The 13,757-nt window shown below is 38.4% G+C and carries 7 protein-coding genes and 1 pseudogene; all 8 read left to right on the top strand.

Features of this window, described 5'->3' with window-relative positions:
- Positions 1–14: 14 nt before the first annotated feature.
- Positions 15–4,013 (top strand): annotated as a pseudogene (locus BUR19_RS07160) (Eco57I restriction-modification methylase domain-containing protein); the annotation flags it as partial.
- A gap of 98 nt (positions 4,014–4,111) precedes the next feature.
- Positions 4,112–4,417 carry a helix-turn-helix domain-containing protein gene (locus BUR19_RS07155; protein ID WP_074234282.1) on the top strand — a complete coding sequence of 102 codons (306 nt, stop codon included), beginning with the start codon at positions 4,112–4,114 and terminating at the stop codon, positions 4,415–4,417.
- Complete coding sequence (locus tag BUR19_RS07150; protein ID WP_074234280.1) at positions 4,414–5,646, top strand: type II toxin-antitoxin system HipA family toxin; 1,233 nt, start codon at positions 4,414–4,416, stop codon at positions 5,644–5,646. The genes BUR19_RS07155 and BUR19_RS07150 overlap by 4 nt, the downstream gene beginning before the upstream one ends.
- Before the next feature lie 669 nt (positions 5,647–6,315).
- The gene (locus BUR19_RS07140; RefSeq protein ID WP_074234275.1) at positions 6,316–7,962 is read left to right on the top strand and encodes a recombinase family protein; all 1,647 of its coding nucleotides are present in this window, start codon (positions 6,316–6,318) and stop codon (positions 7,960–7,962) included.
- Between the two features lie 342 nt (positions 7,963–8,304).
- Positions 8,305–8,901: a Crp/Fnr family transcriptional regulator gene (locus BUR19_RS07135; protein WP_074234273.1), complete on the top strand. Its 597-nt coding sequence runs from the start codon at positions 8,305–8,307 to the stop codon at positions 8,899–8,901.
- Between the two features lie 103 nt (positions 8,902–9,004).
- Entirely contained in the window at positions 9,005–9,937 is a 933-nt protein-coding gene (locus BUR19_RS07130) for a catalase family protein (RefSeq protein ID WP_083600675.1), read from the top strand.
- Between the two features lie 466 nt (positions 9,938–10,403).
- Positions 10,404–12,554 (top strand): catalase, encoded by a 2,151-nt coding sequence (locus BUR19_RS07125; protein ID WP_074234268.1) that lies wholly within the window; start codon positions 10,404–10,406, stop codon positions 12,552–12,554.
- Positions 12,555–12,582: 28 nt separating this feature from the next.
- Complete coding sequence (locus BUR19_RS07120) at positions 12,583–13,749, top strand: zinc-dependent alcohol dehydrogenase (RefSeq protein ID WP_074234266.1); 1,167 nt, start codon at positions 12,583–12,585, stop codon at positions 13,747–13,749.
- Positions 13,750–13,757: the final 8 nt, after the last annotated feature.

Genomic DNA, 13,757 nt, shown 5'->3' with positions numbered 1-13,757 from the left:
GTATTGACTAATTCATATTATATCCTGACGTCGAGGTCAATCTCCGCTCTTTTGAAACTGAGTTCATCGACGATAAAGGTATTAAAAAGAATTATTCTGAAAAATATGACCTTGTCATCGGAAACCCGCCTTACGGGGAGCATCGTGGTTTTTATAAAGGTTTGGGAGAAGAACCAAAATTATCAAAGTACGAAGATTATTTTGTCAAGCGTAGCCTGGATGTTTTGAAAGACGATGGAATCCTGGCGATGGTCCTTCCGTCCGGCTGGCTGAACCGGCAGAAAAATCTTGACAATGCTGTGCTTGCTGAAGCTTTACGTTTGCCTGTCGGCTCTTTTGCCGGGACGAAAATCGGAACCGATATCATCATTCTGGAAAAAAGCAGCCGTAATATTTCAACGGACATCTCCAACTATTTTGAGATCAATCCTACGAAAATTCTTGGTGAAATAAAGGAAAAAACCAATCGTTTCGGACGTTTGGAAAAATATGTATACGGCAATTTAGATGAAGCCCTGCATAAGATCGAACAATTAAAAAACAGGAAAGAAACTGAAAGGATAGGAAATCTTTTTGAAGATTTGTCTCTTGAAATTGAAGAATCATTGGCCACAAATAAAACGTCATCGTTACAACCGAAAGCTTTGGCTAAAAACGAAAGGGATAAAATTGATGGGAAAGAAAGTAATGCGGTTAATTATAAGGAAGCACGGGAAAAAATTGAAACGGTGCTCATAATGCTGAAGGCCATTAAATTCAAATCACCTTCGGTTCTTAAAGAAATTAATAAATACAAAAAGCTTCAGGCCGAGATATCAGATAAACCGAAGAAATTTTCAAAAGACAGAATCGATGAAATTCTGGAAAAAGCAGAAAAGATTATCCTTACTCACAAAGGTAAAAATAGTGAGTACAGGCTTCTGGTCAAACCGGAGCTTAAAAAAGGAATTTTAAAATATCGGTTCTCCAAACCTGATGATATTGTCAACTCTTCGCTACAGAATAGTTCAGGTATTTTAGAACCGCAGATAGAAGCATTTCGGGATACGTCTTATAATGGCACCTTGAACAACTACGGGAAACATTACGAATTTGCCAATTTTATAGATGGAAGATGGGTACACGACTTTTATTATACGGAGGGAAATATATATGCCAAGCTGGAACAGCTCGAAATAGATTTTAAGGATAAATTTGCTGTCGGGGGAACTGAAGAACAATATAACAAGCAGCTGAATCTCCTTCTTAATGCGCTTCCCAAACCAAAAACTTTTGATGAAATTTTTATAAGTCCTAACCACGAGTTCGTCCATAAGTTCGCATTGGGGCAAGTGGAAAAAGAAAGGTACAACTATAACACAAAACTAAGCGAAGTCGTTCTAGTTGATTATAACCTGGCTGAAAAATTCAAAGATTTTGTGGGGACTTTATCGAGTGATGCCTTTCAGGGTTCTTCAGCCTGGGAGGTCCGACAGTTTGTGGATAATGAGACCGTGACGGGAAGTGATAAAGAAAGAAATGCCTTGGTTCGTGACAGGAGAAAGGCCGCTGCCAGTGATCTTTTTCAAAAATTTATCCGAGAAGAATTATCGGTTGAACTCCGGGAACGTTTTGTTAACGACTTTAACAGAAAGTACAACAATATCCATGTTCCGGATTATTCCAGGTTTCCGCTGTTCTCTAAAATTTATAGAAATTTCAAAGGACAGGAGTTAAGATTAACCGAGGTTCAGAAAGCGGGAATCGGAAGACTGACGACGAAAGGTGTCGGCTTGCTGGCGCACGAGGTCGGCTTCGGAAAAACCTTATCCGGAATCCTCTCAATGCACGAAGCAATGGAGCGGGGAAATTCCAAGAGGCCACTGGTTGTCGTTCCCAATGACAGTATCCTCAGGCAGTGGGTAGAAACCATCTTTGAAACCATTCCCGATGCTAAAGTCAATGTGCTGGGCAATTTGGGCAAAGATTATGACCTTTCAAAATTCGACAACAAGGATGGAGAAATTACCATTGTTACCTATGAAGGATTTAATAACATTGGTTTTTCTGAAAATATTACCCAGGATCTGGCCGCAAAGTTCTCTTACATCTCCGAAAGCGAACTGCGCAGCGTGAACTCCATCAGTGAAAGGGACTTCCAGAAAGATTTGGAAAAAACCAAAGAGTTGGAGGGTAAAATGAAGCGTGGTAAAATCTACGACTGGGAAGATTTCGGTTTTGACCATATGACCTTTGACGAAGTGCATAATGCCAATCATATTGTGGGTAAGGTCAGAATTGAAGACCGAAGATTTTCTTCAGATTTCAGAAGCCAGAATCAACAGACATCCAAGCTGGGAATCAATACCTGGATGGCGGCGCAGTACATTCAGAAAAAATATGACGGTAGAAATGTTACCCTGCTTTCCGCAACACCATTCACCAACAAACCGCTGGAATATTATTCCATATTGTCCCTGATCGCCAATAAACGGCTGGAAGAATCCGGCTATTTCAATGTCAATACATTCTTTGAGACTTTTATGGAAGCGGATACAGATATGGAAATTGATGCGAAAGGGGATGTGAAGTTCAAAGCCAATGTTCGTCGGTTCAAGAACAATTCTCTGTTTCAGCAGCTATTATCAGAATTTATTGACATCAAAGGCGAAGAGGATAATCCTCAACTCATCCGTCCTAATAAGATCAACAAAGAGTTCAAGATTGAGCAAAATGATCTGACGCGCGAGCAATATGATGTATTGACGGAAAACTTCAGCGAAACAGAGAAAGGGGCAATTCTCACCCATATTCTAAATGCAAGGTTAATTGCTATTTCTCCGTATTTGTCGCCTTATTACGACGGGGAGTTTCCATCCTTAGATGAATTTATTGAGAACTCCCCGAAGCTGAACGAGACGATGAACCTCATTAGGCAGAATAAAAAAGACATCCCGGAAGCAGGGCAGATTATTTATTCCGAATTAGCTGTTTCGGAATTTCCAAGGATCAAAGAATACCTTGTGACAAACATTGGTTACAATCCTAATGAAATTGGGATCATCACTGGTGCAACATCCAAGGCTCAAAGGATATCCATTCAAAACAACTTTAATTCCGGGGAAATTAAAATCATTATCGGCAGTGAAGCCATTCAGGAGGGAATGAACCTCCAGGAGAATACTACAGATTTGTACCTTCTTTCACTGCCATACAACTTTACAACATTGAGACAGGTGGAAGGTCGTGCCTGGCGGCAGGGAAATAAGCACGAAAACGTCAGGATAAACTTTATGCTCACCAATGACAGTATTGATGTATTTATGCTGCAAAAGTTACAATCGAAACAGGCGAGATACCTGGAAGCGATGAAGAAAGGAGCGGATGTACTGGACATATCCGATATCAGTACGCAGGAACTAAAGACCTCGATCATTACAAATCCGGAAACTAGGGCTAATATCGAAATCGAGTTGTTGAAAAAAAGAATTGAAAGTGAAAAAAATAAGCATTTGGCAGATTCTGCTTTTATATTGAGAAAATACGAGGGTTTCTTAAAGGTTCAGCAGGAGGTAGTTAAAGCACAGCAGAGCTATAAAAGAATTGAGGGTTATGCTAAAGAAGAAGGAGAGAATGCGGAGTACTGGTCAGGTCAGATTCCCAATTATCAAAAAACCATTGATGCGGCAAAGATATTGGTCTCTCAAGCAATAGAAGATTTGGCAATGAAAGGTGTTAATGTGAATGAAATCGAAAGACAGACACAGGATACAGAAGCGAAAATTGCTGAACTGGATAAAGGATTAGAACAACTTTCAGAAACCAAAATACAGCTGATTCTGCAATATAAGCAGGAGAAAGATGAACAAATGAAAACTTATAAAGCATTTAATATTATACAAGAGCGAGCAGATGAAAATAAATATTTATTCAGATCTATATTCACAACAGATTTTGTTGAAAAAAGTTTGACGTCTGGAATGAAATATCAAAATGAAACTAATGTACAAATCGAAATGAAAAGAAAAAGATAATATATCTTACCTTAACTGATTGGATCGCTTATAATTTTATATATTTGTAATACAATAATGATAATTATTGCTTGTAAAGATATTTAAATAATACAGTTATGTTACTTATGTCATTGTCTAAGACGCAAAAGATGATTGCTACTCACGTTCGTGACCGTAGGCTTCTGATGGAGCTTACTCAGGAAGGTCTTGCTGAACGTTCAGGTGTAGCACTTTCCACCCTTAGGAAGTTTGAGCAAAAAGGATTGATTTCTCTGGACTCTTTTCTAAAGATCTTGATGGTGGTTGGAGGATTGGAAGAATTGCTAGATGCTCTTAAGCCAGATAAGCCAGCTTTCAATTCAATAGATGATGTTTTAAAACAAGATGATAGTATAATTAAAAAAAGAGGTAGAAGAAAATGATTAAGCCTGTTGCAGAAATAAAAGTGGGGTTAGATTTTGGCTTGGCAGTCCAGCCTGTTGGACGTCTTGCAATACGTGATGGTGTCATCTACTTCCAATACGATGACAATTTTTTTGACGCAGGAATCGAAATATCTCCTTTCAGGCTGCCTCTGAAAAGGGGCGTTAGTGAATTGCCTCTGCATCCATTTGACGGATTGGCAGGAGTATTCAGCGACAGCTTGCCGGATGGCTGGGGAAGATTGCTGTTTGACAGAATGATCAGAACCTTTGGATTGATGCCTTCAGATGTTTCGTCACTGGACCGCCTTGCTCACGTAGGTATGCACGGAATGGGAGCATTAGTCTACGAGCCGGATAATAGTCCTGAAGTGCCGCAAGATAAAGTTGACCTGGACGTGCTGGCTGTACAAACTGAAAAAGTCCTGGAAGGAAGTTCGGAAGAGGTAATTACTGAGCTGTTAGCTTTAAATGGTTCATCAGCAGGTGCCAGGCCTAAAGCACTTATTGGCGTAGATAGCGAACGTAAAAATATTTTATACGGAGCCCAGAACTTAGACGAAACTTTTGAACATTGGTTGGTTAAGTTTTCCAATTCACAGGACGGTCCGGATTCCGGAGCTATTGAATATGTCTATGCACTGATGGCTGCAGAAGCGGGTATCGCAATGCCGGATGTGCATTTATTTCCTTCTCAAAATGGTGGGAGCGGTTATTTCGCAGTGAAGAGATTCGACAGGGACGGTAATAGGAGAATACATATGCATACCGTAAGCGGATTGTTGCATAGCAATTTCAGGTTACCTTCGCTTGATTACGAAGATTTACTGAATTTGACTGCGACCCTGACAAAAGATATTCGTGAAGTCGAAAAAATGTATCGACTGGCGGTTTTCAATGTTATGGCTCACAATAGGGATGACCATGCAAAAAACTTCAGTTTTTTAATGGACGAAACAGGCAACTGGAAACTTTCGCCTGCATACGATTTAACATTTTCGACAGGTCCTGGTGGAGAGCAGAGTACAATGGTCCTAGGAGAGGGCAGAAATGTAAGCATAAAACATTTGGCAAAGTTAGGTCAGGAAGCTAAACTCCCACAGAGTCTAATCGATAATGTTATTGAACAGACTAAATATGCATTAAACCAATGGAAAGATTTGTCAAAAGAGTTCGATGTAGACAAGCGTAATGCAGAAGTAATCAATCGTATGATTACAAAGCTCTAGCTATTATCCGGTGAATAAAGATTGATTGGGTATTTTTTGGACTGGAGATGTTTAGCAGAAAGCTTTTCCAAATATCTGCTTTCGTTTTATATAATGTTTTACTGGCTAGACATTTAAATGATAAGAACTATAAGATTTGCTCTTGTAGTTTATTCTATTTTAATCCTTTATTACAAATCAAAATTCGTAAGTAACCCATTTAGTGGTTAAATAGACTTTGATCAATTTATGATGCCATATTCTACCATATTTATTGCGATTTTAGCTGATAATATTTGATTATTAAAATAACAGTTATTGTAAAAAATATACTGAGTCAAAATGATCAATTAATCTATAAGTTAACGCGATAAGTATTCAGGGGCGATGCGTAGCAAAAGAAAACAAAAAGATTCTCAACTTAGAGATTTGAAGGAATTCGAGCTCGAACCGCTTATGAAGTTTAACGAAATGTCGGTAAGTGAGGCCGATAAAATATTGAAAAGATCAAACATCAATATGTCTGAAAAAGAAATTTCAGATGTGCTGGCTTTACTCCATACTCTAGTAAAGATGACCCTCAAAGAGCTCATCTCTGCTAAAAATTAATTTCGTATTTTAGTGAATATAATATTGATAATCAAATTGATCTCAATATTAGTCACCTTCTAACATATTAATGAAAACTTTATGCAAATCGCCGATTTATATATCCGAGTTTCAACGGATGAACAAGCTGATAAAGGTTATTCACAGCGCGATCAGGAAGAGCGCCTTCGCAAACATTGCAATAGTCAAAATATTCAAATCGATCGGGTAATTTTTGAGGATCATTCTGCAAAAACTTTCGACAGACCAGAGTGGCAGAAATATATGTTTAGCTTCAGAAGAGGCAAGCCTGCTAAAGAAGTTAGACTTCTTTTGTTTACGAAATGGGATAGGTTTAGCCGTAATACAAGCGAAGCTTACCAGATGATCTCTAAACTTACTAAGTTAAATATTTCTCCTCAGGCTATTGAGCAGCCTTTAGACTTGAGAGTTCCTGAAAATAAACTTTTATTGGCTATATATCTTTCAACTCCTGAAGTAGAAAATGATCGTCGTGCATTGAATGTTATTTATGGAATGCGCAGAGCCATTAAAGAAGGCAGAATGATGGGAACTGCGCCTTACGGATATATCAATAAGTGCACGGAAGATGGCAGAAAATATGTGGCAGTAAAAGAACCTGAGGCCTCTAACATCATCTGGGCCTTTAAGGAAGTAGCGAAAGGACATCTGCCAAGTGCAAAAGTTAGAGAGCTAATGAATAAAAGGGAGGGTAGGAAACTCACACGTAATTCTTTTCTTGAGGCTCTTCGCAATGTGGTTTATTGTGGTAATATTGTGCTAAAAGCCCATGGTGATGAAGAAGAGAGAGTTATTAAAGGCAAACATGAGCCTTTAATCTCAGAAGAGCTTTTTATGAAAGTTCAACATATACTCAGAAGGAAAAGCAATAAAGATATTTTTTTACCGGGAGGTAGGGTGATCAATGAAGATAGGTATCCTCTGCGCGGATTACTGCTATGCCCAAAATGTGGAAAAAATTTAACTGCAAGTAGTGCTAAAGGAAGGTCAAAGCATTATTACTATTACCATTGTACTTTAGCGTGTGGCTTCCGTCACAACTCTGAAATAGTTAATGAACTATTTGAGGCAGAACTTTCAAAATTTGAGTTTATTCCAGCATTTGCAAGTTTGTTAAAAACTATAATGATGAAAAATTTTTCAAGTGTTTCGGACGGCCTTGATGATGAGCGAAAAATACTGACCGAGCAAGTCACCAGAATTGAACAAAAGATAGCAAAAGCAAGAGATTTATATCTGGAAGATAAATTAGATGAAGAGGATTTTAGAGCAGTGAAGACAAAAAATAAGGATGAACTTGACCGACTCTTATTCAAACTCAATTCGATAAAGCAAACCAAGAAGGATAATAACGTAGAACTTAAGCTGGACGCGGCTTTGAAGGCTGTTACGAAAATTTCTGAGAGATATAAAAAAGCAGATTCAGTAGACAAAAGAGCTATAATTGGTTTGATATATCCTGAAAAGTTAACCTTTGACGGAGAGAATTTTCAAACCGCAAAAATCAATACTTTTGTACATACTATCTTTCTGATAAAGAAGGAATTAGGAAATAAAAAAAACCGACAAAGAAGTGAAAAATCTTCAAATGTCGGTTTTGTGACCAAGACGAGCGTGTCTTCAAACACTTTTATCGATGATTTGGTTCGTTTGAGCCAAATTAAACAAGAGTTAAAAAGTTCATTTTTATCAAATAATTTCTTTTAGTCTATATCTATTTTCAATTTAGCTTTAAAAAATAAATGTAATCTGATTTGGAATAATAAATCTTTAGTTGGCTTTGCTTGTCTTGTTACCAGTAACCGATGAAATATCGAAATTAGTAATCAAAATCAATTAGATTTTATTTACAAAAAACCAAATCCTTAATTAGCTCGTATATATTATTGACTGTATCTGTTAAGTATTAGTAATCCAATTGACCAAAATGGAATGTTAAATTGGTTTTAACGTTTGCAGCTGAACGGAATCAAAAGTAAAAGGTATGTCATTAACTTAAAATTCAACGCTTATTGATATGTCTATAATTTTTTCACTTAAAATTAGATTATGATGATTGATGAATTGCTAAGTAGTGGCATTACTGCTGAAAAGAGAAATTATTCTGCCGGAGATATTATCTTCTCATCCGGTGAAGAAACTCAATACTACTATATCATATTGCAAGGCGCTGTAAAGCTTATTAATGTGAACGGTACACCGAAGGAATTTATACAAGAAATAAGGTGGGAGAATCAAGGCATTGCCGAATTTACGCTTTTCGTTGATGAACCTTATCCATTTACTGCTATTGCGATTGCGGATTGTATGCTCATAAGTTTTCCAAAACACGATCTCATATCTTTAATAAAAGATCGTCCCGAAATGAATTTATATTTTCTGCGTAAATTGTCGGAGTCTATTCATCAAGAATTCCTGACAAAAGATATATACTTAGAAAATGACAATTGTGATAAAGTGAGATTATTGCTGAATTATCTTAAGAGAAAACATACTGACAGTACCCCCTATTCATTTTCTATCTCATTGACCAAACTGGAAATAGCAGGTATGACAGGTCTCTCTATGCAGAAGGTCTCTACAACTATCAAGAAAATGGAAAAGGAAAAGTTGTTGAAAATAGTTGATCATAAGATTTTTTACTGACAATAGCGTATGAGTGCAAATTTCCAATGGTACAGTTAAAATTGGCTCTGTTTTAGCTTTTTAATTTTTATGAAAATAAAACTGCTTTACGATCCGATCCTATTTGAATGACAAAGAACTGTATCTCCTTGAAAAAGCTTGTTTTGCCGTGGAAGATTTTGTTGCTCATTCCAAAAACATCAATAATGTCAGCTATAAGACGAGGGATGCACATGTAACATCCTATTCGACACTCAAAGGGCGTTATATTGCTTATGATAACTTTGAAGAAAGATCTGTATTCCCTTTAAAAGATCTTAACTGCATCATAAGAATATCGAATGCTCATATGAAGCTGGTTTCACAAAAGAAAGCGATCCCGGCCTATGGGTTTTCTGTTAAAATCTCTAATGATGAACAGACCATCTTAAACCTGCCTTTGGTAAATTTTCCTTTGTTTCCAATCAATCATATTTCACGCTTCCTGAAACTATTTACTGCGGTCAACTATTTTTTCTCCCGTAGCCTCCTGCGGAAATTTCCTCAGGCGATTAAAATTTTGAAAAATGTGATCGTTCTGTTGCCAGGGCTCTTTAATCCATCATTTGTGAGAGAGACTTTAAAACTAGTTCGGAAACGGAACAATTTTATTCTTTCCTTTGATTATCACAGTATCGGTGCTTACAGATTAGGGAATCATATCGTGAAATATAAGCTTGCTCCCATTGGTGTTCCTGTGAAATGTGATCAAAACAGGATTGATTGTGCCATAAAAGATTACGTTCTGGATTATAATTATGAATTGGAGTTGATGGTTCAGTATTGCTACAACCTGAAGGATCAGCCTGTGAATCAATTAAACAAGAATTGGAAAAATTCCGACTTTGTACCAATTGGAAGAATACAGATCTCACAACTAATTGATAAAGATGATGTATCCGTAGAAAAAATGTCATTCAATCCCTTTGAAAGTAGCGAAGGACTACAACCTGTAGGTAAAATTCAGCGGCTAAGGGATCAGGCTTATAAGGCTTCTTTTAAAATAAGGAACGAATAGATATTAGCTCACTTTAATTGCAAAAGAATCCCGTTCAATATGGACATTAAATAGTGGGTGAAGTGCTAGAAGACTTTCAGGATGAATTTCCCTTTCCATGTAGTATCTATGATAACCCAACGTTCGCTATGATGCCAAATGTTGGGGAAATACCAGTCTCATATTTTTCCTTCAGGATTTCCAACACCTGAAACTGCTCCTATGATTTTCGTTAGATTTAAGAACTGAAATTGAATTCGATTGATCTTTTGAAATGATATTTTACCACATGTTCTGTCATTATTTCAATGCTATAATCGCAATTCTTCCTTGTGTTTTAAAATTTTTCTTTTGAAAAATTGCAGCAAATTGCAAACAGAATACCATTTATGATTCCCGTCATAAATGCTTTAAGGTACTCCACCTTACATTTGGATAACACCATATCACAATTTCGATCACCAATTAATTAATCCTCAATACTATTATGGAAAACGACAATTCTAGAGCCAACGATAACACAAAGCTCGAACAGCTTCAAGATCATACCACTGATACCACGGATAATCTGCTGACCACAAATCAAGGTCTGAAGATCCATAACAATCAAGACTCTCTAAAGGCTGGAGAAAGAGGACCAAGTCTTCTGGAAGATTTCATACTGCGCGAAAAGATCACCCATTTCGACCACGAAAGAATTCCAGAAAGGATCGTTCACGCGAGAGGTTCTGGCGCGCACGGTACATTTAAACTGACGAAGAGCCTGTCCAAGTATACAAAGGCAAAATTCTTATCGGAAGAAGGGAAAGAGACACCGGTTTTCGTTCGTTTTTCGACCGTTGCAGGGAGCAGGGGAAGTACAGATCTGGCAAGGGACGTTCGTGGATTTGCGGTCAAGTTCTATACAGAAGAGGGCAACTATGACCTGGTTGCCAATAATATGCCGGTGTTCTTTATTCAGGATGCCATCAAATTTCCAGATCTAATCCACGCGGTGAAACCCGAACCGGACAATGAAATTCCACAGGCAGCATCAGCACACGATACCTTCTGGGATTTCATATCACTGATGCCGGAAAGCATGCATATGATCATGTGGCTTATGAGTGACCGAGCCATACCAAGAAGTTATAGAATGATGGAAGGTTTCGGTGTCCATACCTTTAAGTTCATTAATGATGAAGGAAAAGTACATTTTGTTAAATTCCATTTCAAACCGAAATTGGGCGTTCACTCAGTAGCTTGGGATGAGGCAACGAAAATTTCTGGTAAAGATCCGGATTTTCACAGGAGAGATCTGTGGGAGGCAATTGAGAATGGTGCTTTTGCGGAATGGGATTTTGGTGTCCAGGTTATTCCTGAGGAAGATGAGCATAAATATGATTTTGATTTATTGGATCCTACAAAACTAGTTCCTGAAGAAGAAGTTCCAGTAGAATTAGTAGGAACTTTGACACTTAACAGAAATCCTGATAATTTCTTTGCGGAAACAGAACAGATCGCTTTCCATCCGGGACATTTGGTTCCGGGAATAGATTTTAGTAATGATCCTTTATTACAAGGCAGATTATTCTCTTATACCGATACGCAGTTATCAAGATTAGGATCGCCTAACTTCCACGAAATTCCGATCAACAGGTCTATCAATACTGTTCATAATAACCAGCGTGATGGCCACATGCGCCAGCAAATTGTCAAAGGAAAAGTGAGTTACGAGCCCAATTCTATGGGTGGTGGCTGTCCTTTCCAAGCGATGGTGAAAGACGGCGGTTTTGCCTCACAGGAAGAAAGGGTAGATGGCAAAAAAGTTCGTGCGAGAAGCCAGAGTTTCGTAGATCACTATTCTCAGGCAAAGTTATTTTACAACAGCCAGTCCGGCCCAGAAAAGAAACATCTTCAGAATGCTTTAATATTTGAATTGTCAAAAGTAACAATTCCTGCGATCCGTGAAAGAGTAGTCGGGCAATTGGCATTCATCAATAAAGATCTAGCGGCTTTGGTGGCTAAAAAAATTGGTGTGGATGTTACCAAACTAAAACAACCCAATGGCAGTATTCCTGCAGATGCAGATCCGAAAACACTTCAGAGTCCGGAAAAAGAACCTTTAACAAAAAGTTCTGATGCTTTGAGTATGAAAAATACGGTTAAAGATTCTATCGAAAGCCGGGTAATTGGTTTTATTATGGAAGACGGCGTGAATGCTGCCGATGTCAATTCTTTAAAAGCTAAACTTGAAAAACAAGGTGCAGTAGTCCAGATTATCGCCGGAAGCCTCTCAACAGTTACAGCAGATGACAGATCTAATTTTATTCCAAAACACTCTCTTACAAGTATATCCAGTGTTTGCTTTGATGCCCTGTATCTGTGCAGTGGTAAAAGATCTTCGGATAATTTACTGAATGAAGATAACAAACCCGGAACAATCCATTTCGTTAATGAGGCTTATAAACATTGTAAGGCGATCTATTTTGGAAAAGAGACGGATGGTGTTTTAAAGGCTAGTAATATAGCCAATAAAAAACATGAAGATCCAGCCATCATCAGTTCAGAAAACAAAAAATCTGATGAGGCTTTCATAACAGCTATTGCAAATCACAGAGTTTGGGAATTGGAAACAGAAAGAAATAATCCAGCTTAAATCAAATCACCTCAAAATATTATAAGTTATGAAAGCAGCAGTTTTTCACGCACCAGGTAAAATTACCTGTGACACGGTTGAAGATCCAAAGATCGAGGATCAAAATGATATTATTTTAAAAGTGACTTCCACAGCCATTTGCGGCAGTGATCTCCATATGTATTCCGGAGGGATGCCGCAGCTGAAACCTATGGTTATGGGTCACGAATTTATGGGCATTGTTGAAGATGTCGGCAAAAACATCACACATATTCAGGTTGGAGATCGGGTGGTAGTCCCGTTTCCTATTGCATGTGGCGGCTGTTATTTCTGCGAACATGATCTTCCTAGCGCTTGTGAGAACAGCAACACCGACCATTACGGTCCGGAGGGAGGGATCCTGACCGAAAAGGGAGGCGGGATGTTCGGCTATACTGACCTTTATGGTGGTTACAGCGGCGGGCAGGCGCAATATGTCCGGGTTCCTTATGCTAACTTCGGGCCCAGAAAAGTTCCGGAAAATTTGACTGATGAACAAGTGCTTTTCCTGACAGATATTTTCCCTACGGGCTACACAGGCGTGATGTGGGGAGATCTGAAAGGAGGCGAAACCGTTGCAATCTTCGGTGCCGGTCCTGTGGGCTCGATGTCCGTAAAAAGTGCCATCCTTCACAATGCCAAAAAAGTTATCGTAATCGATACGCTGCAATACAGGCTTGACCAGATCAAAAAATTAACTGGCTGCGAAACTATTTTGTGGGAAAGTGCACAACAGACCGTTGAAGAAATCAGAAATCTGACGGATGGCAGAGGAGCCGATCTTTGCATAGATGCGGTTGGTTTTGAACCGGAAAGAAATTTATTAGATAAAGCAAAAGCGGTATTGAACTTTGAAAAAGGCTCTATAAAGGTCTTGGAGGCTTGCATGAGCGGCGTTCGAAGAGGCGGATTTGTATCGGTCTTAGGTGTGTATCCTGTCAACTACGATAATTTCAGATTGGGACAGATATTTGACAAGGGAATCACTATGAAAGCTGGACAGTCTCCTGTTCATGCGATAATAAACAAGCTTTTAAAATATGTAGAAACAGGACAGGTTACATTAGATGACATCATCACACATAGGCTCAGTTTAGATGAAGTCGCCAAGGGCTACGAAATTTTTCACAAAAAAGAAGACGGCTGTGTGAAGGTGGTTTTGGATCCCTGGATATGACTAATAAG

The organism is Epilithonimonas zeae, from assembly GCF_900141765.1.
GTDB lineage: Bacteria > Bacteroidota > Bacteroidia > Flavobacteriales > Weeksellaceae > Epilithonimonas > Epilithonimonas zeae.
This window is presented reverse-complemented; position numbering and strand designations above follow the sequence as displayed.